The sequence below is a fragment of the Ruegeria sp. AL7 genome, assembly GCF_056536105.1.
The window spans coordinates 1229423-1255766 of record NZ_JBQFJF010000001.1; the positions used below are offsets into that span (position 1 = coordinate 1229423).

Annotated in this window: 30 protein-coding genes and 1 tRNA gene; 15 read left to right on the forward strand and 16 right to left on the reverse strand. The window is 59.2% G+C overall.

The genetic code is table 11. The annotated features are described in order from the left end of the window. Positions 1–37: 37 nt before the first annotated feature. Both ACR3E2_RS06125 and ACR3E2_RS06130 read left to right on the forward strand, forming a co-directional pair. Positions 38–979, forward strand: a complete 942-nt coding sequence (locus tag ACR3E2_RS06125; RefSeq protein ID WP_480480568.1) for a nucleoside hydrolase — start codon at positions 38–40, stop codon at positions 977–979. Further along, on the forward strand, positions 976–1425 hold the full coding sequence (locus ACR3E2_RS06130) for a GNAT family N-acetyltransferase (RefSeq protein WP_480480566.1): 450 nt from the start codon (positions 976–978) through the stop codon (positions 1423–1425). The genes ACR3E2_RS06125 and ACR3E2_RS06130 overlap by 4 nt, the downstream gene beginning before the upstream one ends. Here the strand turns inward: ACR3E2_RS06130 and ACR3E2_RS06135 are convergent. From ACR3E2_RS06135 to ACR3E2_RS06165, 7 genes are all read right to left on the reverse strand, one after another. Beyond that, positions 1422–1586, reverse strand: a complete 165-nt coding sequence (locus ACR3E2_RS06135) for a hypothetical protein (RefSeq protein ID WP_480480564.1) — start codon at positions 1584–1586, stop codon at positions 1422–1424. The genes ACR3E2_RS06130 and ACR3E2_RS06135 overlap by 4 nt on opposite strands. A 140-nt stretch (positions 1587–1726) precedes the next feature. Beyond that, positions 1727–2266, reverse strand: a complete 540-nt coding sequence (locus ACR3E2_RS06140; RefSeq protein ID WP_480480562.1) for a GNAT family N-acetyltransferase — start codon at positions 2264–2266, stop codon at positions 1727–1729. A gap of 48 nt (positions 2267–2314) precedes the next feature. Further along, positions 2315–3592 (reverse strand): phosphopyruvate hydratase, encoded by a 1278-nt coding sequence (gene eno, locus ACR3E2_RS06145; protein ID WP_480480560.1) that lies wholly within the window; start codon positions 3590–3592, stop codon positions 2315–2317. A gap of 136 nt (positions 3593–3728) precedes the next feature. Beyond that, on the reverse strand, positions 3729–4607 hold the full coding sequence (locus ACR3E2_RS06150) for a DMT family transporter (protein ID WP_480480558.1): 879 nt from the start codon (positions 4605–4607) through the stop codon (positions 3729–3731). Positions 4608–4742: 135 nt separating this feature from the next. Next, the gene (locus ACR3E2_RS06155; RefSeq protein WP_209503686.1) at positions 4743–5156 is read right to left on the reverse strand and encodes a Fur family transcriptional regulator; all 414 of its coding nucleotides are present in this window, start codon (positions 5154–5156) and stop codon (positions 4743–4745) included. Positions 5157–5239: 83 nt separating this feature from the next. Next, complete coding sequence (locus ACR3E2_RS06160) at positions 5240–5944, reverse strand: endonuclease/exonuclease/phosphatase family protein (RefSeq protein WP_480481649.1); 705 nt, start codon at positions 5942–5944, stop codon at positions 5240–5242. Positions 5945–6240: 296 nt separating this feature from the next. Continuing rightward, complete coding sequence (locus ACR3E2_RS06165) at positions 6241–7659, reverse strand: protein adenylyltransferase SelO (protein ID WP_480480556.1); 1419 nt, start codon at positions 7657–7659, stop codon at positions 6241–6243. Between the two features lie 86 nt (positions 7660–7745). On the opposite strand from ACR3E2_RS06165, the gene ACR3E2_RS06170 reads away from it, so the two are divergent. Next, positions 7746–8165, forward strand: coding sequence for a cupin domain-containing protein (locus ACR3E2_RS06170; protein WP_480480554.1), 420 nt, complete (start codon positions 7746–7748; stop codon positions 8163–8165). A 90-nt stretch (positions 8166–8255) separates the two neighbouring features. Then, positions 8256–9032 carry an extensin-like domain-containing protein gene (locus tag ACR3E2_RS06175; protein ID WP_480480552.1) on the forward strand — a complete coding sequence of 259 codons (777 nt, stop codon included), beginning with the start codon at positions 8256–8258 and terminating at the stop codon, positions 9030–9032. Positions 9033–9059: 27 nt separating this feature from the next. Here ACR3E2_RS06175 and ACR3E2_RS06180 read toward each other — a convergent pair whose 3' ends face one another. After that, the gene (locus ACR3E2_RS06180; RefSeq protein WP_480480550.1) at positions 9060–10202 is read right to left on the reverse strand and encodes an anhydro-N-acetylmuramic acid kinase; all 1143 of its coding nucleotides are present in this window, start codon (positions 10200–10202) and stop codon (positions 9060–9062) included. A gap of 257 nt (positions 10203–10459) precedes the next feature. Here ACR3E2_RS06180 and tyrS point away from each other — a divergent pair, with 257 nt between their 5' ends. Further along, positions 10460–11713 (forward strand): tyrosine--tRNA ligase, encoded by a 1254-nt coding sequence (gene tyrS / locus ACR3E2_RS06185; protein ID WP_267363943.1) that lies wholly within the window; start codon positions 10460–10462, stop codon positions 11711–11713. 78 nt (positions 11714–11791) lie between these two features. Here tyrS and ACR3E2_RS06190 read toward each other — a convergent pair whose 3' ends face one another. Next, a complete protein-coding gene (locus tag ACR3E2_RS06190; protein WP_480480548.1) occupies positions 11792–12541 on the reverse strand; it encodes a hypothetical protein in 750 nt (249 codons plus the stop codon). A gap of 232 nt (positions 12542–12773) precedes the next feature. On the opposite strand from ACR3E2_RS06190, the gene ACR3E2_RS06195 reads away from it, so the two are divergent. Continuing rightward, positions 12774–13529, forward strand: a complete 756-nt coding sequence (locus tag ACR3E2_RS06195) for a 3-hydroxyacyl-CoA dehydrogenase (protein ID WP_480480546.1) — start codon at positions 12774–12776, stop codon at positions 13527–13529. 27 nt (positions 13530–13556) lie between these two features. Further along, the gene (locus ACR3E2_RS06200; protein WP_480492698.1) at positions 13557–14087 is read left to right on the forward strand and encodes a sugar O-acetyltransferase; all 531 of its coding nucleotides are present in this window, start codon (positions 13557–13559) and stop codon (positions 14085–14087) included. On the opposite strand, the gene ACR3E2_RS06205 is transcribed toward ACR3E2_RS06200, so the two are convergent. From ACR3E2_RS06205 to ACR3E2_RS06215, 3 genes are all read right to left on the reverse strand, one after another. After that, entirely contained in the window at positions 14084–15892 is a 1809-nt protein-coding gene (locus ACR3E2_RS06205; protein ID WP_480480542.1) for an ABC-F family ATP-binding cassette domain-containing protein, read from the reverse strand. The genes ACR3E2_RS06200 and ACR3E2_RS06205 overlap by 4 nt on opposite strands. A 68-nt stretch (positions 15893–15960) precedes the next feature. Continuing rightward, complete coding sequence (locus ACR3E2_RS06210; RefSeq protein WP_480480540.1) at positions 15961–16701, reverse strand: GNAT family N-acetyltransferase; 741 nt, start codon at positions 16699–16701, stop codon at positions 15961–15963. 100 nt (positions 16702–16801) lie between these two features. After that, positions 16802–17275, reverse strand: coding sequence for an outer membrane protein assembly factor BamE (locus ACR3E2_RS06215; RefSeq protein ID WP_209596647.1), 474 nt, complete (start codon positions 17273–17275; stop codon positions 16802–16804). Between the two features lie 85 nt (positions 17276–17360). Between ACR3E2_RS06215 and ACR3E2_RS06220 the strand changes: the two genes are divergently transcribed. From ACR3E2_RS06220 to ACR3E2_RS06255, 8 genes are all read left to right on the forward strand, one after another. Further along, complete coding sequence (locus tag ACR3E2_RS06220) at positions 17361–17897, forward strand: YceD family protein (RefSeq protein ID WP_480480538.1); 537 nt, start codon at positions 17361–17363, stop codon at positions 17895–17897. 205 nt (positions 17898–18102) lie between these two features. Further along, a complete protein-coding gene (rpmF, locus tag ACR3E2_RS06225; RefSeq protein ID WP_008756996.1) occupies positions 18103–18309 on the forward strand; it encodes a 50S ribosomal protein L32 in 207 nt (68 codons plus the stop codon). 24 nt (positions 18310–18333) lie between these two features. After that, on the forward strand, positions 18334–19422 hold the full coding sequence (plsX, locus tag ACR3E2_RS06230; RefSeq protein ID WP_480480536.1) for a phosphate acyltransferase PlsX: 1089 nt from the start codon (positions 18334–18336) through the stop codon (positions 19420–19422). Positions 19423–19444: 22 nt separating this feature from the next. Further along, positions 19445–20416 (forward strand): beta-ketoacyl-ACP synthase III, encoded by a 972-nt coding sequence (locus ACR3E2_RS06235; protein WP_480480534.1) that lies wholly within the window; start codon positions 19445–19447, stop codon positions 20414–20416. A 96-nt stretch (positions 20417–20512) separates the two neighbouring features. Continuing rightward, positions 20513–20815: an integration host factor subunit alpha gene (ihfA, locus tag ACR3E2_RS06240; protein ID WP_209503673.1), complete on the forward strand. Its 303-nt coding sequence runs from the start codon at positions 20513–20515 to the stop codon at positions 20813–20815. Between the two features lie 17 nt (positions 20816–20832). Further along, complete coding sequence (locus ACR3E2_RS06245; protein WP_480480532.1) at positions 20833–21438, forward strand: MerR family transcriptional regulator; 606 nt, start codon at positions 20833–20835, stop codon at positions 21436–21438. A gap of 61 nt (positions 21439–21499) precedes the next feature. Continuing rightward, positions 21500–21576: transfer RNA gene (locus ACR3E2_RS06250), tRNA-Pro, on the forward strand. Positions 21577–21637: 61 nt separating this feature from the next. After that, positions 21638–22717, forward strand: coding sequence for a 2'-deoxycytidine 5'-triphosphate deaminase (locus tag ACR3E2_RS06255; RefSeq protein WP_480480530.1), 1080 nt, complete (start codon positions 21638–21640; stop codon positions 22715–22717). Between the two features lie 93 nt (positions 22718–22810). Here the strand turns inward: ACR3E2_RS06255 and scpB are convergent, their stop codons facing one another. Genes scpB through ACR3E2_RS06275 form a run of 4 tightly spaced genes read right to left on the reverse strand, consistent with a single transcriptional unit; the run spans position 22811 to position 26303 of the window. Then, positions 22811–23458, reverse strand: coding sequence for an SMC-Scp complex subunit ScpB (gene scpB / locus ACR3E2_RS06260; RefSeq protein WP_480480528.1), 648 nt, complete (start codon positions 23456–23458; stop codon positions 22811–22813). Continuing rightward, positions 23451–24245: a segregation and condensation protein A gene (locus tag ACR3E2_RS06265; protein ID WP_480480526.1), complete on the reverse strand. Its 795-nt coding sequence runs from the start codon at positions 24243–24245 to the stop codon at positions 23451–23453. Before ACR3E2_RS06265 ends, scpB begins: the two co-directional genes overlap by 8 nt. Continuing rightward, the gene (gene nagZ, locus ACR3E2_RS06270; protein WP_480480524.1) at positions 24235–25242 is read right to left on the reverse strand and encodes a beta-N-acetylhexosaminidase; all 1008 of its coding nucleotides are present in this window, start codon (positions 25240–25242) and stop codon (positions 24235–24237) included. The genes ACR3E2_RS06265 and nagZ overlap by 11 nt, the downstream gene beginning before the upstream one ends. Beyond that, positions 25239–26303, reverse strand: coding sequence for an SPOR domain-containing protein (locus ACR3E2_RS06275; protein WP_480480522.1), 1065 nt, complete (start codon positions 26301–26303; stop codon positions 25239–25241). Before ACR3E2_RS06275 ends, nagZ begins: the two co-directional genes overlap by 4 nt. Positions 26304–26344: the final 41 nt, after the last annotated feature.

Genomic DNA, 26344 nt, shown 5'->3' on the forward strand with positions numbered 1-26344 from the left:
GCGAGTGTCCCACCTTCACGACCCCCCGGAGACGCCTATGCCCCCTCGCAAGATCATCATCGACACCGATCCCGGTCAGGATGACGCCGTCGCCATACTGTTGGCGCTGGCCAGCCCGGACGAGATCGAGGTTCTGGGTATCACGGCCGTCGCGGGTAACGTCCCGCTCGCCCTCACGGCCAAGAACGCCCGAATCGTTTGTGAATTGGCCGGACGTACGGATGTGCCGGTTTATGCGGGCTGCGACAAACCGCTGAACCGCCCACTTGTCACCGCGGAACACGTGCACGGGAAAACCGGGCTGGATGGCCCGGTCCTGCCGGATCCGCAGATGCCCTTGGCCGAAGGTCACGCTGTGGACTTCATCATCGACACCCTGCGCGCTGAAGAATCTGGGACGGTGACCCTGTGTCCACTGGGGCCGCTGACAAACATCGCGACTGCATTTCGCAAAGCCCCCGATATTATCGACCGCGTGCAGGAAATCGTCTTGATGGGCGGGGCATATTTCGAAGTCGGTAACATCACCCCCACCGCTGAATTCAACATCTATGTCGACCCAGAAGCTGCTGATATCGTTTTTAAATCCGGAAGGCCAATCGTTGTCATGCCATTGGATGTCACACACAAAGCGCTGGTGACCAAATCACGAAACGACGCGTTCCGCGCATTGGACAGCAAGGTTGGACATGCCGTGGCCGAGATGACGGATTTCTTTGAACGCTTCGACAAAGAGAAATACGGCAGCGCAGGCGCCCCCCTGCACGACCCTTGCGTCACCGCCTATCTGATCCGCCCCGAGCTGTTTTCGGGTCGCCACGTGAATGTCGAGATTGAAACAGGGTCCGACCTGACCCTGGGCATGACCGTTGCGGATTGGTGGGGTGTCACCAACCGCGCACCAAATGCGTTGTTCATGGGGGAAATCGACGCTGACGGCTTTTTCACCTTGCTGACAGAAAGGCTGGCCAGATTATGAGCGCCGCCCTCCGCCTTGCGCGCCCCGAAGATCTGGATCGCCTTATGACGCTGGTCACCGCCTTTCATACAGAGGCCGGGCTGACACAGGACGCCGACAAGACACGCAATGCCCTCGCCCCCATGCTGGATGGCATCCCTCATGGCTGTGTCTATCTGATCGGACCCGGGCGCGCGCCTTTGGGATATATCATCCTGACCTTTGGCTGGTCAGTCGAGTTCGGCGGCATGGACGGTTTCGTGGACGAGATCTATATACGCCCCGCCGTTCGGGGCCGCGGCATTGCCACCGAGGTTCTTTTGGACCTGCCCAAAGCTCTTGCCGGGGCAGGCCTGATGGCTCTTCATCTGGAAGTCGACCGAAACAATGAATCTGCCCAAAAGCTCTATCTGCGCACCGGGTTCAGACAACGTGACAGGTATATGCTGATGAGCAAGGTACTTTAGCGCGACTCGCCGCGGAAGATATTTGCCGGATTCATGTCCTGAACCGGGTCATTCGACGAAACCTGTTCTCCGGTTATCGGATACGTTCCCGGACCCGCGCAGGCGGACAATACTGTGATGGACGTTGTGGCGATTATCAGAAGGAATTTGGATACAGACATCGTAGTCTCCTTTCTGCAATGAAGACAAACTACGGCATTCGGTGTGGACGTGATAAGTAACAAGTTCACACATAAGAATAGATAAGCCACATTTTTATTGTCAAAAACCTCCAAAACAGACGGATATATCCCTGAAAACTCTAACTTTTCTCAGGCCCGCGCGTGTCATTCTCAAATAGCGGCATCTCGAAAAAAAGCAGGTGGTCACGTGCGATTTCAGGAGTTTGGTAATAGGCGTCGCGCAGGTGAAAGCCCAAAGACAGGTATAACCGAGTCGCCGCTTCCAGGGGTTTGCCGGTGTCCATTCGAATATAGTCGAACCCAAGATCTCGACACATTTCGATCAGCGAAAGCATGATGGCACAGCCTGCGCCGGTCCCCCTTGCTGCGTCAGTTACAAATACGCGTTTGATTTCAGCCACACCAGGCTCGTACGTGTGAAACATGCCGCAGCCGACCGGTTCCCCATGCAGTAATGCCAGTTTGATCCCACCGTTCGGCGGCGTGTGTTCCGCGTCGATGTTGTCCATTACACGGGTGTATTTTTCGCTTGGGTAGAAGGCCTGAACGATTTGGGCGGTTCTTTCATCCAGTGCCAGCAGGAAATCCCTGTAATCCCAACACAAACGCCGAACCGCTTCAAACTGGTCCGGCGTTTCCGGTTCGATGATGTTCAGCACAATGCGACCCCCGGATTAAACCCAGGGGCCAGCCTAGCACCACGCGCGTTATTTGCGAAGGATCGACGCGCCCGCGTATTCCGCAACCTCGCCCAGTGATTCCTCGATGCGGATCAACTGGTTGTATTTGGCCAACCGGTCCGACCGCGCCAGCGAGCCAGTTTTGATCTGACCGCAATTGGTCGCCACCGCCAGATCAGCAATGGTGGCATCCTCGGTCTCGCCCGAACGGTGCGACATCACGTTTGTGTAACGCGCACGGTGCGCCATATCGACGGCGCGCAGGGTTTCAGTCAGCGATCCGATCTGGTTCACCTTGACCAGCATCGAGTTCGCGCAGCCGCGCTTGATGCCTTCGGCCAAGCGCGCTGGATTGGTCACAAACAGGTCGTCGCCCACCAGCTGCACCTTGTCGCCGATGGCGTCGGTCAAGGCTTTCCAGCCGTCCCAGTCATCCTCGGACATGCCGTCTTCGATCGAGATGATCGGATAGTCATTGACCAGCGCCGCCAGATAGGCTGCGTTTTCTTCGGATGTCAGGGTGATCCCCTCGCCCGCCAGAACGTATTTACCATCCTTGTAATACTCGGTCGCCGCGCAATCCAAGGCCAGGTGGATTTCTTCGCCGGGTTTGTAGCCCGCCTTTTCGATGGATTTCAGGATGAAGTCCAGCGCCTCGCGGGTGCTGGCGATGTTGGGGGCAAATCCGCCCTCATCGCCCACGCCCGTGGCCAGCCCCGCGGAAGACAGTTCTTTCTTCAGCGTATGGAACACTTCGGACCCCATTCGCACGGCCTCGCGGATATTCGCGGCCGAGGTTGGCATGATCATGAATTCCTGAATGTCGATCGGGTTGTCGGCGTGTTCGCCGCCATTGATGATATTCATCATCGGCACCGGCAGTACGCGGGCCGAGGTGCCGCCGACGTAGCGATAAAGGGGCTGCGTGGTGAAATCGGCTGCTGCCTTTGCTGTGGCCAACGAGACGCCCAGAATGGCGTTGGCACCCAGACGGCCTTTGTTATTGGTTCCGTCCAGTTCAATCATCGCCTGATCGATGGCCACTTGTTCTGTCGCGTCAAAGCCCACCAATTCCTCGGCGATCTCACCATTCACGGCGGCCACGGCTTCCAGAACCCCTTTGCCCATATAGCGGGATTTGTCGCCGTCGCGTTTTTCAACGGCTTCATGTGCGCCGGTGGACGCACCGGACGGTACGGCGGCGCGGCCCATGGTGCCGTCCTCCAGAATCACGTCGACCTCGACTGTCGGGTTGCCCCGGCTGTCCAGAATTTCGCGCGCGTGGATGTCAATAATGGTGCTCATGAGGTCTGTCCCTATGGCTGCAGTCGGTTGCACGCGTCATAACAGCAACCGGCCAAAAGTAAACCGGTTCCGTTATCGCTAACACGCATATTTACCGACCTTTAGGGCTAACAGTTTGCTGTTTGCGCCAACAGGTTCACGCCGGGACCAGATTGCGCGCCAAACGTCGCTCGCGGATAAAGGTGTACAGGCCAGATCCGATGATGAGGCTCGCCCCTGCCATTGTCAGCGCGTCAGGGCGTTCCCCGAACATCAGCATTCCGGCAAGGATCGAAAACACCAGACGCGTGTAACGGAATGGCATCATGGCCGAAGCCTCGCCAACCCGCATGGCCGTGACGATGCCGTAATACCCTAGAACACCAAAACCGATCGCCCCCAGGTACGGACCTGCCTGGTCGCTTTGTACCGGCACGAAGGGTGTTCCTGAAATAACCATCAACAGCAACCCGGCCAGCGCCACTGCGATATACGCCTGCATCGCCACAACGGATGAAGCCACCCGAACATCCAGCTTGCGGGTTATCAGATCACGCGCCGCAATCGCAAACACGGTCAGAACGACAAACAGTGAATCTGGCTGAAACCCTTCCAATCCGGGGCGAATGATCATCAGAACACCGACAAAGCCGACACCAATGGCGCTCCAGCGGCGCCAGCCGACCTGCTCTCCCAGAAACAGGGCCGCGCCCATGGTCACGGCAAGCGGCATGGCTTGAAACACGGCGGCGACAGTGGACAGATCGATCAGCGACAGCGCGGTGACAAAGGTCACGGCACCGAATCCTTCTGTCCCTGCGCGTAGCATCGGCAGCAGTTTCCACGCCACGGGATCGAAGATGCGTTTGCGGGTGACCACCGACATCACCGCAAAGACAAGCCCGCAGAACACACCCAGACACACCATGATCTGACCGGTCGGCACAGCGCCCGACAGGAACTTGATGAACATATCCTCAAGCGAAAAGGCCGCCATCGAGCCGATCAGCAAAAGGATGCCGTTTACGTTATTCATGCGCGCGTCCACAGGAAAAGGGTACTTGGGGTGCAGTGTCCGGGCACATGAACCGCAACCGGCGACGTCTGGCAAGCCAATTCCCGAAACGTTCAATGAATTAACGTGGTGGGGCCGTTCGCGATTTGTGATGGATCACTCCTGCTTGAGCGGTACGCCGTACAGTTCCAGCCGATGCCCTTTCAGCTTGTACCCAAGCTTGGCGGCGATCTTTTCCTGCAGGGCTTCGATCTCGGGATCGACAAATTCGATGACCTCGCCCGACTGCATGTCGATCAGGTGATCGTGGTGATCGCGCTCGGCATCCTCGTAACGGGCCCGCCCATCGCCGAACTCCAGACGCTCCAGAATACCGGCCTCTTCGAACAGTTTGACCGTACGATACACCGTCGCAATCGAGATGCCTGTGTCGATGGCAGAAGCACGCGCGTACAGTTCTTCGACATCCGGATGGTCGTCGCTTTGTTCCAATACCTGCGCGATGATCCTTCTTTGACCGGTCATGCGCAGACCTTTGGCCTCACAACGTCCAATAATCGTTTCCGACATGATGCCCCTCAGAATTGCTCGGGTGTCTGTCTTAGTATGTCTGCGCACTTTGCGCCACAGGGATTTCTTCTTTTCCGTTGAAGTTAAGCCACGCGCGCCAAATCAGCCCAAACCGGCAAATGATCCGATGCGATATGTGCGGGGCGCGCGTCATGGACACCATGCGCAGTGGCCCTGACGCCCGCGCCCAGCGCGATCCGATCCAGCGCGCCCAGCGGCTGCGCGGCGGGAAAACTTGGCTTGGGGGGCAGGAAACGCATTTCGGGTGCCAGGTGATCCAGAATCGGCTGTCGGGACCATTCGTTGAAATCCCCCGCCCAGACAGTCGGCATCTGCTCCAGCTCTTTATCAAACCGCCTGATATGCGAGATCTGCTGACGTCGCGATGCGGGCAACAGCCCCAGATGCATACCCATCACCCGCAACGGCCCGATAGGGGTATCAAATTCGACACGGACCGCGCCGCGCGGTTCAAGCCCGGGCAATTCGTGATGTCCGGTCCGCCGGACCGAAAGGCCCTCGCCACGCCAGATCACCGCGTTGCCATGCCAGCCCAGACTGCCGGCACCGCCCAGATCGACGATCTGCCAACCGGCTTCATCCAGCATGAAATGCGGCAGGGCCGCCGGGCGCGGCGGCAGACGTTTGTCGGCCTCCTGCAACACAACGATATCGGCCTGCATATGTTCGATGACCTGCAAAATGCGCTGCGGCTGGCGCCGGAAATCCAGCCCGAGGCATTTCTGAATGTTATAGCTGGCAATGCGAAGGGTGGAAGATGACTGCATATAGATCTGACCAGTGGGCTTGACCCAAAGTGACACGCCTGCCGCCGGACGCAACCCTTCAGTTTCACTTCGCAGCAACGGCAACCGGGGAAGTCGCCTTGGAATGGTATTTCGCTTAAAAACCCGGCACGTGACGCGGCCAGAAACAAATGGGTTTCCCCTCATTTCATCCGGGAGCGGCAGGACGGAAGTGCCGCAGTTTCAGCGCATCCAACACCGATTTAGACCGGACAAAACAATTCGCCCCTCCCCGCGAAACCATACCGCACCGAGCGACTACCAGAGATGTTTGACCGTCACGTACCACAGAACGTGGCGTGCACGACCTCGTTATCGGTCGGGGGCCGTTTCAGATCGTCCGCATCTGCCTGATCGTCGTAAGGCCGCGCGAGGACGGCGTTCAGCCGATGGAACGGCTGGTAATCCCCCGCCACCGCTGATTGGATCATCTGCTCGACACGGTGATTGCGCGGAAAAAAGGCTGGGTTCGCTGCGGTCATCACGTCATGCGGTGACGCCTCACGTGCCAAGCGAGCACGCCAGCCCTCTGCCCAGCTGTCAAAGGCCTGCGGGTCGATAAACTGGTCGCGCGCGGTATCTTTGCCCAGCGCACGGAAGGTGTTGGTGAAATCAGCCTGCCCCTCGGCCATGCGTTTTAGCAGATCGGTGATCAGCGCCCGATCGCCTTCCTCAGCGGTCGTCAGTCCGACCTTTGCCCGGAACCGGACCAACCAGTTCTGTTGCAGCAGGTCTGGCATGGCATGCACGATCTCGGTCGCCTCCTCAACAGCGGCGTCCTTGTTGTCCATCTGCTGGATCAAAGAGGTTGCCAGCTGCGCCAGATTCCAGACAGCAATATCTGGCTGGTTGGAATAGGCATAACGGCCCATCCGATCTATCGAGCTGTAGACCGTATTGGGGTGATAAACGTCCATGAAGGCACAGGGGCCATAATCGATGGTCTCACCCGCGATCGAGCAATTGTCGGTGTTCATGACCCCATGGATAAAGCCCACGCTCATCCACTGCGCGATCAGGCGGGCCTGCGCATCCCGAACGGCCCGCAACAGGCCCATTGGCCCTTCGGCCCCGGGATAGTGGCGCGCGATTGCGTAGTCTGTCAGGCGCCGCAGATTGTCCAACTGCCCCCGCGCTGCAAAGACCTGAAAGGTGCCTACCCGTAGATGGCTGGTTGCAACCCGGGTTAGCACCGCACCGGGCATCGGACCCTCCCGGAACACGGTTTCACCGGTCTCTACCGCCGCCAGTGCGCGTGTTGTGGGAATGCCCAGCGCGTGCATCGCCTCGGACACCACGTATTCGCGCAGAACCGGACCCAGCCAAGCCCTGCCGTCGCCTCGACGAGAAAACGGCGTCGGGCCCGAGCCTTTCAGCTGAACATCCCGCCGCACGCCATCCGTTCCGACAGTTTCGCCCAACAGCACCGCACGCCCGTCCCCAAGCTGCGGGTTGTACTGGCCAAACTGATGCCCGGAGTAAAGCTGCGCGATGGGGTCCGCACCATCGGGGATGCGATTACCTGCAAAGGCTTCCGCCATCTCTTGCACGTCGCCCGGATGGACCTGCAACAGCCGTGCCAGATCATCATTGAACGCGATCAACTTGGGCGCGCGTACAGGCGCAGGTTCCTGTCGCGCAAAAAACGCGTCCGGCAGGCGGGCATATGAGTTATCGAAAGGAATGGTCAATGTCATGCGGCAAACATATTCCCCGTGCGCACGAATACCATAGCGGATCACACCTTGCCGTGCATAATTGCGCCAAACACACGAGGGGCCACATGACCGCACAAGAGATCATCGACCGCCTGAACCTGCAACCTCACCCCGAGGGAGGCTGGTACGCGGAAACCTGGCGCGCCGAAAACAAAGGCCGCCCGACCGGCACCTGCATCTACTTCTTGCTGCAGGCGGGAGAAAGCAGCCACTGGCACCGGGTCGACGCGACCGAGATCTGGCTCTACCACGCGGGCGCGCCACTGATTCTGTCCTTGAGCGCAACAGACAAGGGTCCGGCGTCCGACCATGTGCTGTCGCCCGATTTGTCTCGGGGCGCGCCTCAACTGATTGTTCCCACCGGCCATTGGCAGGCCGCACGCAGCACCGGTGATTATACACTGGTCAGCTGTACAGTGTCTCCCGGATTTCAGTTCGATGGATTCCAACTGGCAGAACCTGGGTTTGATATCCCGCGTGGATAAGCTGATCTTGGAATGCTCTGAAAAGGTGAGTTTACAGAAAGTTACGCATTTATCATTCTGTAAACGCAACCGCAGGCAACGGAGCATCTAGTGATTGTGAAACGCATCTTCCTGATCCATCTGCTTCTGTTCGCAAACACCGGTCTTGCAAACGCCGAGATCGCCTGTGCAGAATCCCCCCTTTCATCCGAATTGGCGCTGCCCGATCTGGAGGAGGAAGTCGCAACCGAACACAAAGAACCTGCCGCGACTGTCGAACCTGCGGTGCTGATCTCGAAACGCCCTGCGCTGCGCCCTTGCAAGTTCCGCCAGTTTGAAGTGGGTCGCCAGCGTATGCGTGACCGCGGGGCGGTCTGTGGTGACTGGACCATCTTGGGCGAAACCCGCACGTCTTTGGCTGGAAAAGCGCAAGGTTGCGGCATCGCCAACCCGGTTCGGATTTACAGAATTTCGGACATTGCGCTCAGCCAGTTCTCGCTGATGGACTGTCAGACAGCCGTTACGCTGAAAACGTGGATCGAAAACGTCGCCAAACCCGCCTTCGCCGAACTGGGTGGTGGTCTCAAGGGGATGCGGGTTGTTGGCCACTATGCCTGCAAGACGCGGAACAACCAGCCCTATGCGCGCATCTCCGAACATGCGCGAGGTCGGGCCATCGATATCTCGACCTTCGTGTTGCAGGACGGAACGCAGATCACCGTTCAGGACGGATGGAGCGACACCGATCAAAGCACCGTGTTACGAGAGTTGCACAGCGGAGCCTGTGGCCTGTTTGGAACTGTTCTTGGTCCTGATGCTGACCGGTATCACAAAGGGCATTTTCACTTCGACACAGCCCGTCGCAGTGGCAAGCCTGTGTGTCGATAACGCGTTAGCCGTTACCTGTATGCAACCTCAACCCACCGGTTGAGCGTTCACAGTACTGACCATGCCGCCACCCACCAGCGCTTTCACCCCGGTTGTTCCCGGGCACGAGGTTGGCAATCCCCGCGCCACACGCACGGCCAGATAGGCAAAAGCCTGCGCCTCGAGCATATCACCGTCCAGCCCCACGGCCTCGACCGGTTCGACCGGGCAGTCGAGGGACACGCGCAGCATCTCCATCAAAACCGGATTGCGCCGTCCACCGCCTGTAACCAGCACGCAAGACGGCGGTTGCGGACAATGTTCCATCCCCTGCACCACCCCCGCTGCGCACATCCCGGTCAGGGTCGCCACCGCGTCAGCGTCACCCAGTTCTTTCACCAGGTCGATCATCTCAGAGAAATCGTTCCGGTCCAGCGACTTGGGCGGCATACGTGCAAAGAAAGGCTCAGCCAGAAACAACTCCAACGCACCCATTTCGACGGTGCCATTGCGCGCAACCGCACCATCCCGGTCCATCGGCTGCCCCAGCCGGGCCTGCATCAGGTCATCGACCGGCGCGTTCGCTGGCCCCGTATCAAAGGCAAGCAGCGCCCCCAGCGCCTCGGGACCATCAAAGCTTGGGTCCACATAGGTCAGGTTACCGACACCACCCAGGTTCAGAAAACACAAGGGGCGGTCCGCGCCAAACCACTTGGCACAGGCAAAGTGAAAAAACGGCGCAAGCGGAGCACCCTCGCCCCCCATCGCCACGTCGTCGCTCCGGAAGTCCCAGACCACCGGGCGCCCCAGCGCCTGCGCCAGACCAAGACCATCGCCCACCTGCAATGTGCCACGCCCGCGCGGTTCATGCGCCAGCGTCTGGCCGTGAAAGCCGATCAGATCTACATCTTCGAACTCGGACAGCGCCTCGGCATGGGCTATGGTTACCATTTCAGCCGCCGCATCGACCTGCGGGCCGTGCCATTGCCCCAAAGCCGCCCGCAGCACATCGCGTTCAGCGTCGGTATAGGCGCGATAGCCGCTTTTCCCGAATCCAGCGATGGAATGCCCGTCGGTTTCCACCACCGCAGCGTCCACCCCGTCCAGCGACGTACCGGACATCGCGCCCAATGCCCGAACCATTCCGTGTTTCTTGATGGTTTGGCCCACGCCCGCCTCCTGATCTGGCATTGTTTCCGCCGTGCCCGGAGTTCTGGACTTCACCTCTGGGTTGCAGCTTGGTCAAGGTGCTTTTGTTATGCCGCCTTGGCAAGCCTTCTGATTGGGGGCGTCGGTTTTTTTCCGACTTCGCGCCTCAGGATCAACACCCCGGCCACCTAGTTGCGCGCGCATATCACGGCACGCGGTTTTAGAGTGAAAAGGTGGCTTTTCCTCATCCGCAGCGCCGCCTATACAGTGCGGCGCAACACAAACCCCGAGGGCACGATATGACCTACCACCCCAAATCGGATTTCATCGCCACGATGATCGAGCGCGGCTTCCTCGCCGACTGCACCGATTATCAGGGCCTTGACGACGCGCTGATCAGTGGGTGCAAGCCGGCCTATATCGGCTTTGATGCAACGGCCAAGTCGTTGCATGTGGGCAGCCTGATCCAGATCATGATGTTGCGCTGGTTCCAGAAGACCGGCCACCAGCCGATCACCCTTATGGGTGGCGGCACCACCAAGGTGGGCGATCCCTCGTTCCGCGCGGATGAACGCCCCCTGCTGGGACCCGAACAGATCGACGAAAACATCGCGGGCATCAAGAAAGTGTTCGCGGCCTATATCGATTACGACACTGATGCCGAAAACAAGGCGCTGATGTTGAACAATGCCGAATGGCTGGATGATCTGAACTACCTCGATTTCCTGCGCGACATCGGGCGGCATTTCTCGGTCAACCGGATGCTCAGCTTTGAATCGGTGAAATCCCGGCTGGATCGTGAGCAATCGCTGTCGTTTCTCGAGTTCAACTACATGATCCTGCAAGCCTATGACTTTCTGGAGCTGAACCGCCGCTATGGCTGTGTTCTGCAAATGGGCGGTAGCGACCAGTGGGGCAACATCGTCAACGGTATCGACCTGACTCGCCGGGTGCTGGATCACGAAATCTACGGCCTGACCTCACCCCTGCTGACCACCAGCGACGGCAAGAAGATGGGCAAATCGCAGGATGGCGCGGTCTGGCTGAACGCCGAGATGCGCTCGCCCTATGAATTCTGGCAGTTCTGGCGCAACACCACCGATGCGGATGTCGGGCGGTTCCTGAAGCTCTATACCGAATTGCCGGTGGATGAATGTGACCGTCTTGGCGCGCTTGCCGGGTCCGAGATCAATGAGGCCAAAATCCGCCTCGCCAATGAGGTGACAGCCCTTCTCCACGGGGCGCAAGCTGCGGCAACGGCCGAAGCCACGGCCCGTGAAGTGTTCGAAAAAGGTGGCGTTGGAGACGATCTGCCCACCCTGACCCTCAGCGCGGATGAACTGGGCGACGGCATGTCCATCGTCCAGATCATTGTCAAATCAGGCCTGGCCAAATCCGGCAAAGAGGCCAAGCGCCTGATTGCCGAAAACGGGGCCAAACTGGACGACGCTCCGCTGACGGATGCGGGTTTGATGATCGATGCGGGCGCATTGTCATCCCCGATCAAGCTGAGTGCAGGCAAGAAACGCCACGCATTGGTGCAACTGGGCTGACGCCCCTTTCACCTTTGATTGCAAAGCAGGAAACGGCCACCCGATTGGGTGGCCGTATCTATTTTGGAATGGGCAAAGCTACTGACGTCCCTTTCCGCGACCGGGCCGGTCGCTTTCGCCCTCGTCGTCATTGGCGTTGTTTCCGCGACCCGGACTGCTGCCCTCGCCGCCGTTGCCGCCGCCATTGTTACCCTTATCGCCACCTTTGCCGCCGCCGTTATGGCCCTTTCCGCCGCCGTTATTGCCTTTGCCACCGCCGGGTTCACCGTCACCACCACCGGGTTCCCCGCCACCGCCGCCGGGCTCTCCACCGCCACCGCCGGGTTCTCCGCCACCACCGCCGGGCTCTCCACCGCCACCGCCGGGTTCTCCGCCACCACCGCCGGGCTCTCCGTCACCGCCGCCGGGCTGTCCACCGCCACCACCGGGTTCTTGGCCGCCGTTGTCAGGTTCTCCGCCACCACCGAGGCCGTCTGGACCAGCCGCGTTCGCAAATCCCGCCCCGCCGGGTTCTGAACCGCGACTTTCACCCCGATTCTCTGCCAGACCGGACTGGCTTGCCGTTGGCACATCTGTCAGCAAAGCGGCCAGGCCCGGGCATTGCGCCCCGGTAACGCGCAGCGTTGTCTCAAAATCCGGTCGCTTCTGAAGTCTGTCCAGAAAGCTCGGGGTCACCTGAACACAATCGCAAAAACCGGCATAGTCGCCTGCATTCGCAAGATTTCGAGCCGTTTTCCAGTTACACGTTTCCGGCGCTGCAACAGCACTGCCGGCAACCACAATCCCAAAGACAGGTGCAGCCAGAACAGCGCCCAGTGTTTGTTTCATACCATTTACCATATCGGAACCTCCTGACGAAAAAACACGCAATGGCTGTGATTACTTCGTTCACGAACAGGCGCGTTTTCGTGAAGCGCGGATTAAGATGCCTTAAAGATGCGTATTGACCCGGCGGCGGTCAGTCCGCCCCGCCCCTTTAGGCGTTCAGGCTCAAAGATGTGGACACCGCCCCTGCAAAGCAGTTATTGAACAATTGTTCATATCCCAGGGAGGAGTTCCGATGCACCTGTCCACCACAGCCGCTCTTGTCACCGGCGGCGCATCCGGTCTGGGTGAAGCCACCGCCCGTCACTTTGCCGCGCAGGGCGCGCAAGTCACTATTCTGGACCGTGACGCGGACCGTGGCGCTCAAGTCGCCTCCGAAATCGGCGGATATTTTGCGCTGACGGATGTAACCGACGAAACCTCGGTCGCAGCTGCCGTGCGCCACGGCATGGACAAGATGGGCAAGATCACCGCGACTGTGAATTGCGCGGGTATCGCTTATGGAATCAAGACAGTCGGCAAGGATGGGCCCCACCCGCTGGACGCGTTCCAGCGTACGATCGACATCAATCTTGTCGGCACATTCAACGTCTCAAGGCTGGCCGCTGCCGAGATGGCAAAGAATGAACCCGAACCGGACGGGGGGCGCGGTGTGATCATCAACACTGCATCTATTGCCGCATTCGACGGCCAAAAGGGACAGGCGGCGTATGCTGCATCGAAAGGCGGGGTTGTTGGCATGACCCTGCCAATGGCCCGCGATCTGGCCTCGTCCGGGATTCGCGTCATGACCATTGCGCCGGGTATCTTTATGACCCCGATGTTGGCGGGCCTTCCTGAAGACGTGCAGCAACAACTGGCCGCCGACGTCCCGAACCCGGTCCGCCTGGGCGACCCTAAGGAATACGGGCGGCTGGCCGGTTTCATCGTTGAAATGGGCTATCTGAACGGCGAAGTCATCCGCATCGACGGCGCTCTGCGGATGCGGTAAGACAGCCCTATGTCGGAGCGCCAGAAAATGCAGTCCGGGCAGTGGTACTGCTGTCTCGATCCTGAGTTGGACGATCTGCGCGCGCGGGCACGACGGGCTGTTCACGCTCACAACACCTGTCCGCCCGACACACGCGGCGCGATGGCCCCGGAACTACACGCGCTGCTGGGCCATGTCGGCGAGGACTGTTTTCTCGAAGCCCCTTTTCACTGCGCGTATGGAATGAACATCCATCTGGGCAGCCGGGTTTATTTCAATGCCGGATGCGTGGTTCTGGACACGGCCCCCGTTCGAGTCGGCGACGACACGATGTTCGGCCCCAATGTTCAGATTTACTGCGCCCATCATGCCAAGGACCCGGCTGATCGGGCACAAGGGTTGGAAATCGGCCTGCCCGTCACCATCGGCAGGCAGGTTTGGGTTGGCGGTGGCGCGATCCTGTTGCCCGGCGTAACCATAGGCGACTACGCCACAATCGGCGCAGGCAGCATCGTTACCAAAGACGTCCCCGCCAGAGAAACCGTGGCAGGTAATCCGGCAAGGCGTCTGGTGCGCTAAGCGCTTTCAGCCTTCTCTTCGAGCGTCAGCCATTCCTCTTCAGCGGCCGAGAGTTTCTCCTGCCTCTCAACCAGCGCTTCGGTCGCTTTTTGGAACTTCACCGGCTCGCGCGTGAACAGCTCGGGATCGGACATCAACTCTTCCAGCTTGGCGATCTCGGCCTCAAGACGCGCGATCTCGGCAGGCAGTTTCTCCAGCCGGTGCTTCTCTGAGAAGGACAGGCCGGATTTCGGTTTTTCTTCCTGCTTGATCTTTGGCTTTGGAGCTTTTGCTTTTTCTACACTTTTTTCGATTACGTCACCGCGCTGCGCTATGTAATCCGACCAACCGCCAGCATAGACTGTCGCCCGTCCGTTACCCTCCATCGCTATGGTGGTTGTCGCCACGCGGTCCAGAAAATCCCGGTCATGGCTAACCAGCAGAACGGTGCCGTCGTGATCGTCCAAAAGCTCTTGCAGCAGGTCCAGCGTCTCGACATCCAGATCGTTGGTCGGTTCGTCCAGCACCAATAGGTTCGAGGGTTTCGCCATCAGCTTGGCCAGAAGCAATCGGGCTTTTTCCCCACCGGACAGGGATTTGATGGCTGCTCGGGCCTGCCGTTCGTCAAACAGAAATTCCCTGAGATACCCTACAACATGTTTGGGCTGCCCGCCCACCATTACCTGATCGGCCTTGCCCGACACCCGCATTTCCGGATCGCCGGTCAGACTGTCCCACAGGCTCATCTCGGGGTCCAGTTGGGCACGGGTCTGATCGAACACCGCGATTTCAAGGTTCGTCCCCAAGGAAACCGAGCCCTCGTCCGACTCCACCTGCCCCAGCAGCATCTTCAGCAACGTTGTTTTGCCAACACCGTTCGGCCCGACAAAGGCCACCCGGTCGCCGCGCTGTACCAGCAGATCAAAGTTCCGAACGATCTGCTTGTCGCCAAACCCTTTGGCCAGCGCCCTGGCCTCAATCACTTTACGGCCTGATTTTGGCCCGGCCTCCAATGCCATTGCAGCCGAACCCTGACGTTTGATCTGCGCCGCCTTTTCGGCCCGCAACGCCTGCAAGGCCCGCACCCGGCCTTGATTACGTTTGCGTCGGGCGCTAATGCCCTCAACCGCCCATTTCGCTTCGGACTTAATCAGGCGGTTCAGCTTGTGGCGTTGCTGGTCTTCTTCCTCCCATACCTTGTCCCGCCAGGCCTCAAAGGCTTCAAAGCCCTGTTCCTGTCGCCGAACAGCCCCCCGGTCGATCCAAAGTGTTGCCCGCGTCAGCGCCCTTAGAAAGGCCCTGTCATGCGAGATCAGCACAAAGGCCGCTCGGGTCGCGCCAAGTTCGCGTTCCAGCCACGCGATGGCTTCGATATCCAGATGGTTGGTCGGCTCGTCCAGCAACATCAGATCCGGTGCTTCGGCCATCAGCTTGGCCAGCGCAGCCCGCCGCCTCTCTCCGCCCGAAGCCGTCTCAACTGCCCGTGAAGGATCGAACTTCAACCCTTCACCGGCCCGTTCAACCTTGTAAAGTTCTCCCGGCTCCAACCCGCTGGACGCGTAATCCCCCAACGTGGCAAAGCCCTCCATCGTCGGATCTTGCTCCATATAGCCAACGGATTTTCCGGGCGGCACGACAATCTCGCCCCGATCCGCCTCGACCAGACCGGCCATCACTTTCATCAGCGTGGATTTTCCGGACCCGTTTCGCCCCACCAGCGCAACACGATCGCCGGGCTGAACCACCAGATCCAGTTCGGAAAACACCGGGTCACCCCCGAAAGTCAGGGAAATGCCGGACATCTGCAACAAAGGAATTCTCGCCATGTGCGCCAGCTAAACCGGCTGACACATTGCGTCAACGCCCCGTCTTCACCTTTTGAAAAATACTCAATCTACCCGGCCACCGCCCGCAACAGACGTTTGCGTGCCGGGGGGATCGCACCGATTTCCACCCCTGTGAAAACGTGCAGCGTGTTCATGTGGCGATCCACCACTGCATGATCGCTGACCCAACCGCCCATCATCAGATAGGTCCGCAACAAGGGTGGCATCCGCAGCATTGCCTTTTTCACGTCCGGTCTGCGCCGCAGACGCGCGGCAAATCGAAACACATCCGGAGCCTTCACACGCGGCAACCAACGTTTCGGGCCCAGATGGCGGTGTTTGAGCATCGCAAACGCATCCAGATACTGCTCAGTTTCGGTTCCGGCAAAAGAGGAACATCCAAACAGCATCTCGACGTTGTTCCGGTCAACGTAGGCCGTCATTGCCCCCCAGGCGACACGCAGGATGTCGGGGTCGCTGTGATTGGGGTGGATACAAAATCGTCCCATTTCAACCATCCGGCCTTCGAAGCCTTCGAGCGAGGTCAGGTCGTAGAACTGTGCCGAATAACTTCGCCCGATCTCGCCGCCACTATCCATGGTCAGCATCCGAAAGCAGCAGACCAGCCGGTCTGCCGAGCGCATATCCTCGATCAGGATATGGCTACAGCGTGCATCAAACTCGTCGCTGTCCGGTTGCTCTGTGCCAAAAGCCAAGGTCCGCAATGCCTGAGCTGTTCTGATATCCTCGGGCGATTGCGCCAGTCTGGCGCGATAGCGCCCCTTGCTTAACAAAACTGCCGTTGCCACGGTCGCGTCCTCCACGGTTGCCGACCCTCAGGCGTCGGTACGACACCGTTAGCACAAGACATGTGACTGCCCTGTGACCACCGCAAGGTTTTGGCGCAAATTAGTTGGCGCCCGGAATGTTGGCCGGATTGAAGTTGCCGATATTGCCCAGCAGCTGACGCAGGAAGCCTTTGTCCTGAACGTTGGAATCGGTAACGCGGCGCTCCAGAGCAATCACATTCCCGTCCTCAAGACCGAAGCGTTCGATATTTCTGACGACACCGCGCTGATCAAAACTGATGGCAACCAGCTCGCGGGATACCACCTCGGGCCGTTTCGGACCGTAGTGACGCACGCGAGAGCGGACGTAATAATAGCCCGAATCCCGAACCACGCCGGATGCGCCCGGCGCGCCGATGGCCTCTTGCACGCTGTCCCGCGTGTCTACGCCAACTTTGATTTCCGCCAGTTCCTCGGCCGGTGGCACATAGCCGTGATTCTTGAAGACAGCCGTACAAGCTCCGGTCGCAGCCAGAAAGGCAACAAACACAAGCGATTTCGCAGCTGGTTTCAACTGGTTCACTACCTTCAACATCTGCACCCTCTTGCCTTGGCCTTCTTCGGCTTCTATCCGATTACATAAACCGCTGCCACGGTTCAACACATAGAAAGGCTCACGAATGAGCAACACGACATCATTTCGGGTGTCTGACCTGCCACAGAACGCCCCGACACGGTTTGATCTGCGCCCTGCAACCACCGTGCTTGAGCAAATCAGGCAAGACCTTGGGCTGCTGGGGCTGCGAAAGCTCAGCTTTTCCGGCGAACTGCGGGCACAAGGCAAACGGGACTGGGTATTGAACGGCAAACTCGGCGCAACTGTCACCCAACCTTGCGTGGTGACGCTGGAACCGGTGACGACAAGGATCGACATTCCAGTGCACCGGACATTTCTTGCGGATTGGGCGGACCCTGATGATCCAGAGTTCGAGATCCCGGAAGATGACGAATCTGAGCCTTTGGGACCTGAAATCGATCCGGCCCTTGTCATGATCGAGACCCTGTCTCTGGCTCTGCCACAATATCCACGGAAAGACGGCGCGGAACTGGGTCAGGCTGCCTACACAGAACCGGGCAAACAGGCGATGACGGATGACGATGCCAAACCCTTTGCAGGATTGGCAGGATTGCGCGATGTGCTAAAAAAAGACGAGTGACAGGTGCCGGATTTCCTGTCATAGCAGGCGGTCAGAAAAATCGCTTGAACATGCCGAGAATCGCAGTATTTTCGCGCGCTCATCGGATTTTGGGTTGGACATTGCGGGGCTCGTCGCCTAAACGCGCGTCAAACCACGATAAACGAACTACGAAACCCGGGTCGGCAGCGAATCTGCGGCCCCCAGTCAGACAAAGGTTGAGACCATGGCCGTCCAACAGAACAAAGTTTCCAAGTCGCGTCGCAACAACCGCCGCGCACACGACGCTCTGGTTGCTGCAAACCCGAACGAATGCCCGAACTGCGGCGAGCTGAAACGCCCGCACCACGTTTGTGCATCTTGCGGCCACTATGACGATCGCGAAGTCGTCGCACAGGCCGACGAAATCGATCTGGACGAAGACGCAGCCTAAGCCTGATCGAGCACAGGCCAAGGCATGAACGATCAGCCCACGCACGCCGGACGGATCACCATCTCGGTTGACGCAATGGGAGGGGACGCAGGCCCCGCTGTCGTCGTTGCAGGTCTGGCAAAATCGGCTGGCAAGAACCCGAATATCGGGTTCCTGCTGCACGGGCCCGAACAGGTATTGCGCAAGCTGGTTGCCAAACGACGTGTCCTTGAAGGGCGCGTCGTTTTTCGTGATTGCCCCGACGTTGTCACGATGGAGGACAAGCCCAGCCAGGTTGTGCGCAACGGCAAGCAGACCTCGATGTGGTCCGCGCTGGAAGCGGTTCGTCAGGGCGAAGCCCATGGCGCGGTGTCCTGCGGGAACACCGGTGCCCTGATGGCCCTGTCGATGATGCGTCTGCGCAAATTGCCGGGTGTGAACCGCCCCGCAATCGCGATCCTGTGGCCTTCGCGCAACCCGCAGGGGTTCAATGTAATGCTGGATGTGGGCGCCGATGTACGCGCCGACGCCAAGGACTTGCTGCAATTCGCCCTGATGGGCGCGTCTTATGCGCGCAACGGCATGGCCCTGAACCGACCCCGGATTGGGCTGCTGAACGTTGGCACAGAAGAGCATAAAGGCCGCGCGGAACTGAAAGAAGCACACGCCTTGATCTCGGATTTCGCGGAACAGGCGAATTTCGAATTTGTTGGCTTTGTCGAAGGCAGCGACATTCCCGGTGACAAGGCAGATGTCATTGTTACCGATGGGTTTACCGGCAATGTCGCGATAAAAACGGGTGAAGGCACCGCCAGCCTGATCGGAGATCTTCTGCGTGAGGCGTTCAAATACTCTCCGTTGTCCCGATTGGCTTCGGTCTTGGCCATCACGTCGCTACAGCGCCTGAAAAAGCGCATTGATCCGCGGCGCGTAAACGGTGGCGTGTTTCTGGGTCTGAACGGGACAGTTATTAAATCCCATGGCGGGGCAGATGCGACCGGAGTGTCGGCGGCGATCAAACTGGCCTTTACCCTGGCACAGTCCGGCTTTGCCGAAAAATTAGCTGCGCGGGTTGCATCCACGGCCCAGCTTGCACAAGATGCCGCGCAAGCTGCGCCGCAGACCGATAAATAACAAAAAAGGCAGTACCTCAAAAATGGCAGGCCGTTCAGTTGTAGTAGGTGTCGGGCATTATTTGCCGGAACGTATTGTTCCAAATTCCGAGTTCGAGAAAACGCTGGACACGACGGATGAGTGGATCAGAACCCGGTCGGGGATCGAACGCCGTCACTTTGCCGCCGATGACGAAACGACGTCGGACCTGGCCACCAAAGCTGCCGAGGCTGCGCTGGCCGATGCGGGCCTGACAGCGGATGATATCGACGCGATTGTCCTGGCGACCTCGACCGCGGACCTGACCTTTCCTTCTGCCGCGACCATGGTTCAGGCCCGGCTGGGCATGACCAGGGGGTTTGCTTTCGACGTACAGGCTGTCTGCGCGGGATTCGTTTTCGCGCTCAGCAACGCAAATGCGTTGATCCTGTCCGGCCAAGCCAAACGCGTGCTGGTCATTGGTGCCGAAACATTTTCCCGGATTATGGACTGGACCGACCGCTCGACCTGCGTTTTGTTCGGGGATGGCGCCGGCGCATTGGTACTCGAAGCGCAGGACGGCGAAGGCACCGCTGCGGATCGCGGCATACTCGCAACCGATCTGAACTCGGATGGGCGCTTCAAGGACCTGCTTTATGTCGATGGGGGTGTTTCGACCCAATCCACCGGGCATCTGCGGATGCAGGGCAATCAGGTCTTCCGACATGCCGTTGAAAAGCTTACCAAAACCGCTGAGACAGCCCTGAGCCGCGCCGGGCTGAGATGCGCTGACGTCGACTGGATTGTTCCTCATCAGGCCAATATTCGCATCATTCAGGGCACGGCCAAAAAGATGGGCCTGCCGATGGAAAACGTGGTTGTGACCGTTCAGGATCACGGCAACACCTCGGCTGCATCCATCCCATTGGCATTGTCGGTTGGCAAACAACGCGGGCAGATCAAACCCGGCGACCTGATCGTGACCGAAGCGATTGGCGGCGGTCTGGCTTGGGGCGCGGTGGTTCTGCGCTGGTAACCGGCGCAATCCAGCTTACACAGCTGCTTGCAATTCATTGATATTGACAGCGAATTTGCCATACCCATATGCTTTGACAGCAACAGGGGAAATGACATGGGCGACAATACACTGACTCGAATGGATCTGAGCGAGGCCGTCTTTCGCGAAGTCGGGCTTTCACGTAACGAAAGTGCGCAGCTGGTCGAAAGCGTTCTGAACCACATGTCCGACGCTCTGGTGCGCGGTGAGCAGGTGAAGATTTCGTCCTTCGGTACATTCAGTGTTCGCGACAAGACCGCGCGAGTCGGTCGCAACCCCAAAACCGGCGAAGAAGTTCCGATACAGCCCCGCCGCGTACTGACCTTTCGCCCGTCGCATCTTATGAAAGATCGCGTCGCCGTCGGGAATCGCAAGTAACCCAGGGTCACGCGGATATGAGCAAGTCTCCCGACGCGTTTCGCACGATCAGTGAAGTAGCGGATTGGCTTGGGGTTCAGGCCCATGTTTTGCGATTCTGGGAAAGCAGGTTCGCTCAGGTCAAACCGGTCAAACGCGCGGGCGGGCGCCGGTATTATCGCCCCAATGACATGCGTCTTCTGGGGGGCATCAAGAAACTGCTTCATGAAGACGGGACCACAATCAAGGGCGTGCAGCGAATCCTGCGCGAGCAAGGCGTCGCACATGTCGCAGCACTGTCTCCGCCTCTGGACGAACCGGGCCCTGCCCTGATTGAACCCGTTCAAGGTACTGTGGTGCCGTTCGAACCCAAACCAGCTGCAGCCACCGAACAAATCCCTATGGATCTGGACGGACCGGCCAAGCAGCCGGTGAATGAAGGTGTGCAGGCCGAAGCACTTCCCGCGGCTGTGTCAGAACAAGAACCAGAGTCTGACCTGAACACAACGCCCCTGATGGGCGGAATTGCTTCGCTGGCGTGGAAGTGCGCCGACTTTGACGACGAACTTCTGCGCCGGATTGCACCAATTGCAAAAGACCTGCGCCGTTGGCTGGATCGTGTTGAAACACAGGCGACGGGTTAGGAAAAAAGGCAGTGTTTTCCTCTTGCCCCTGCCGGGAAAATCTTTATGAACGGCCCAACGTCGGGCTATGGCGCAGCCTGGTAGCGCGTCCGTCTGGGGGACGGAAGGTCGCAGGTTCGAGTCCTGCTAGCCCGACCAAATCACACCGACGTTTATGGCACAAAGGCCAGATCCCGCTCTGGCACATGAGGGGATCGAGATGACAGGTGTTTGCGCGAACCAGCAAATCGAAGCGATGATCGCGCGCGGAGAGATTGCCGCCAACCCCGATGTTCTGCCAGCGCAAATTCAACCGGCCAGCCTTGATTTGCGTTTAGGAACAGTTGCTTACCGAGTGCGTGCCTCGTTCCTCGCGGGCGAAGGACAGACCGTTACGGATCGCTTGGCCGAGTTTGAAATGCACCGCATCGACATCTCGGACGGCGCTGTTCTGGAAAAGGGCTGCGTCTATCTGGTGCCTCTGATGGAATCGCTTGCCCTGCCCCGCGACATGACCGCCGTCGCCAATGCCAAAAGCTCGACCGGACGGCTTGACCTTCTGACCCGTACCATCACCGATGGTGGCACCGAGTTCGATCGCGTGCCCGCAGGCTACAAAGGCCCGCTGTACGCCGAGATCTGTCCACGTTCGTTTTCGGTTCTGGTCCGACCCGGTATGCGTCTAAACCAGATTCGTTTCCGTCAGGGTCAGGCCGTCTTGTCTGACGCCGAACTGACCGCCCTGCACGCCGAATCGCCGTTGGTGGACGGGCCTGCTGTGATTCATGATGGTCTTGGCTTTTCGGTCGATCTGCAACTGCCCGACACCGATCTGGTCGGCTATCGCGCCAAGCCCCATACCGGGGTAATCGATCTGGACCGAATTGGCGAATACGACCCCCAGGACTATTGGGAGGAAGTGCGCACCAAGGACGGTCGCATCATACTTGACCCCGGCGCATTCTATATCCTTGTCAGCCGCGAGGCGGTCCATATCCCGCCGATGTATGCCGCCGAAATGGCACCTTATCTGGCGATGGTTGGTGAATTCCGAGTGCATTATGCCGGGTTCTTCGATCCCGGCTTTGGCCATGCAGCCGCCGGGGGTGCCGGGTCACGTGGTGTGCTCGAGGTGCGATGCCACGAAGCGCCTTTCGTGCTGGAACACGGACAGGTGGTCGGGCGTCTTGTCTATGAGAAAATGGCTGAGATGCCCACGCAGCTATATGGTGCCGGGATTGCATCGAACTATCAGGGGCAAGGCCTGAAACTGTCCAAGCACTTCAAAGCGGCCGTCTGATCCTCAGAATTTCTTTCAACGGTGCATGCGTCGGATAACCCGCGTTTACTGCCGCAGGATCCGCGCCTGACCTGTAGCGACCTGTCCGGGTTATTATTCCTCAAACAGTTCCGACTGGTCCTCGTCCACTTCGTCCTCGCGCCCCTCGCCCAGCGGGATCGTCCCCGGTGGAGGCCGGTTTTCCAACAATCCCGCAGCCCTCAATTCCTTGAGACCCGGCAGATCGCGGGCGTTCTCCAGCCCAAAATGATCCAGAAATTCGGACGTCACCACAAATGTCACCGGACGACCCGGTGTCATGCGGCGACGGCCCAACCTGATCCACTCCATCTCTAGCAATTGATCAATCGTCCCGCGAGAGACTGATACGCCGCGAATTTCCTCAATCTCGGCGCGGGTGCAGGGCTGGTGATAGGCCACGATCGCCAATGTCTCAATTGCGGCGCGGCTGAGTTTGCGAGTCTCAACCGTTTCCTTCTGCATCAGAAAGCCCAGATCAGGGGCCGTACGGATCGCCCATGCCTCACCAACGCGTACCACGCGCACGCCGCGCCCCTCGTAACGCCTTTGAAGCAGTTCAACGGCTTGCGCGGCGTCGCTTCCATGCGGCATCCGCGCCTCAAGGTCGGCAATCGTCACCGGATCGGCGCTGGCAAACAAAACGGCCTCGACCATACGCTCCTGTTCCGCCAAGGGTGGCGCCTCGAACAGGGTGCCGGTTTCTTCTGGGGCGTCAGTCACGTGTCTGGGTCCTCTTGCGCAATTGGATCGGCGCGAATGTCTCGCTCTGCTTGATCTCCATATGTCCTTCTTTCACCAGTTCCAGCGAGGCCGCAAAAGTCGCAGCCGTCGCCGATCTGCGGCGCACCGGGTCAATATCCCAACCATCGGGCAGATAGGTTTCCATATCGGTCCACGTCCCCGCAAAACCGATCAGCGGGCGCATCCGCTCCAGTGCCTGCTCCATCGTGAACACCGCATCGCGGTCCATCACAAAGGGGCGGAATTCGTCACGGGTGCGGATACGGGCATAACCCTGCATCAGGTCCAGCAGCGTGGCAGAATAAGTCACGGTGCGAATGCGGGTGACGTCCTCGCCCTGCCCGCGTTTGAAAAAATCACGCCCCAGTTGGTCGCGGGCCATCAACCGTGCAGCGACGTCACGCATCGCCTGCAGGCGTTCAAGTTGAAACGCCAGATGCGCGGCCAGCTCTTCACCCGATGGCCCGTCGTCATCGGGGTCTGGCGGTAGCAGTAGACGGGACTTGAGAAAGGCCAGCCACGCCGCCATGACCAGATAATCGGCGGCCAGTTCAATGCGCAGCGCACGTGCCTTTTCAACAAAGGCCAGATATTGCTGCGCCAGCGCAAGAACCGAGATCTTGCGCAGATCCACTTTTTGCGTGCGTGAAAGGGTCAACAAAACATCCAACGGGCCTTCGAACCCGTCGACATCAACAATCAGCGCTTCGGCCGCAAGACGATCCGCGACCGAGACAGGGTCTTCGCTAAAAAGATTATCGTTCATATACCTGCCCGCCCATTAGGGCAGATAGTTCCGCTTCGGCGGCTTGGATGTCAAGTTCCCGCGGGCGTTTGCGCGTCGCCAGCGCCCGTTCTGCGCGGGCTTGTGCCACATCCGACATTTCTCCGGCAGTTTCCATTACAGCGGCACGTTCAGAAAAACTGCCATTGCAATGCAGGACTACATCGCAGCCCGCCTGCAAAGATTGGCGAGTGAGGTCCGTCAACGCCCCACTGAGCGCCTTCATCGAGATATCGTCGGTCATGATCAGGCCGCCAAAGCCGATATTGTCTCGGATCAGGCCCATCATGGCCGCAGAAATGGTGGCTGGCCGGGGATCGATCTGATCAAAGACCAGATGCGCCGTCATCCCCATCGGCAGGTCGTTCAAGGCGCGGAACGGCGCGAAATCGCTGTATTCCAACTCTACCAGCGGCAAATCAACGTGCGGAAGGTCATGGTGACTGTCCAGAGTGGCCCGGCCATGGCCGGGAATGTGCTTGAGAACCGGAAGAACGCCCCCGTCCAACAGGCCCTGTGCCACGGCCCTGCCGACCCTGGAAATCTGTTCGGGGTCAAAGGCATAACAGCGGTTTTTCAGAAACGCATGGGTCTCGGGCCGCGCCACATCGACCATGGGGGCACAGTTGCTGTCGATGCCCAGACCAAACAGCTCATCCGCAATCAGGCGGTACCTGAGGTACATGGCGCGTTCCGCTTGATCACCCGCCCTGATCACATGATCCAGCGGCGGCAGCCATTCGCGAGCCAAGGGTGCGCGCAAACGCTGTACGCGCCCACCTTCCTGATCAATGGTAATGGGACAGTTGCGCCCAACGGCCTCGCGGAAATCATCACACAAGGCCCGCACCTGATCGGCGCTTTCAATATTGCGGGAGAACAGGATGAACCCAAACGGGTTCATCTGGTGAAACAGGTCTCTTTCCTCCTGCGTCAGGCGCAGTCCTTCAGCATCTGTGATCGCTGCTCCGAACTTCACCTCACGGCCACCGGGATACAATCAGCGCCTTGCGCGACCAGAGCAGCGCAGAACTGGCGCGAGTCGCTCAGGTCTTCGAACCCCAGAACACGCAGGCGGTAAAAGGTCCGTCCACCACTTGAGGTTTTCTGGATAACTCGTTGTTTTCCCGACAAATAATCACCAAACTGACCATTCAATCGGTCCCACTCGGCCTGTGCCACTTGCGTGCTGTCATAAGCTCCAAGCTGCGCCAGCCGGGTTCCCTTTGCCAGTGTATCCGGATCAACATCCACCCCGACCGCAGCTTTCACCGCTGCATTGATGGCGTCTTCGGAATTCTCGCTGGGCGCGACCTGACTGCGGGTGGACCGTGCCGGACGCGTCACAGGGCGCAACGATCGGCGCACACCCGGCAACTCTGCGAAGCTCGGGTCCGGCAAGGCCGCAGCAAAATCTGCCGGGTCAATGGCGGGTTCTTCATCAGGGGTGGTCAGCGATGCCAGTTGCACACCGTCTTCGAACTCTTGCTGCGTTTCTGCTGCCGCACCCGCCAATTCCGCAACCAGCGCATCTACTGCGTTCTGGCGCAGGCGCGCGGCCTCCTGCGTGGTGATAGGTTCTTCGACAACATGCAGCGCAGGGGTCGGCTTCAGTTCTCCGGCGGGCAGATCTTCGTCTGTCAAGGACACCGGGCGCGGTGCAAGGATCAACCGGTCGGCCGGCGCCGCAGCGCTGCCTTCGGCGGCGACGGCATTCACGGCAAAGCCCTGATGATCGGCGGGTGTTCCACCCGGATTTTCCGGCTGTACACGCATCGGCCCTTCGGCGGCGCGAACAACCGGCACGCCACTGACATCGCGCATGATCAGTTGATAGCCCCAGACCCCGACACCAGCGACCAGCGCCAAGGAAGCAACAGCCCCCAGGAAATTGACTGCCCTGCCCAGACCAAACGAGCCTCGCGGCGCGTCATCTTCCTGCATATCTTCGGGAAAATCATACACATCATCAGAATGCGCTTGATTCGGGTAATGAATCTGCCCGGGGCTTTGATGCCCCGAGTAATCGTAACTCGCCATGTCCGCCTCACTGCCCGTTTCGCGCCTGAAAATAAGGCCCG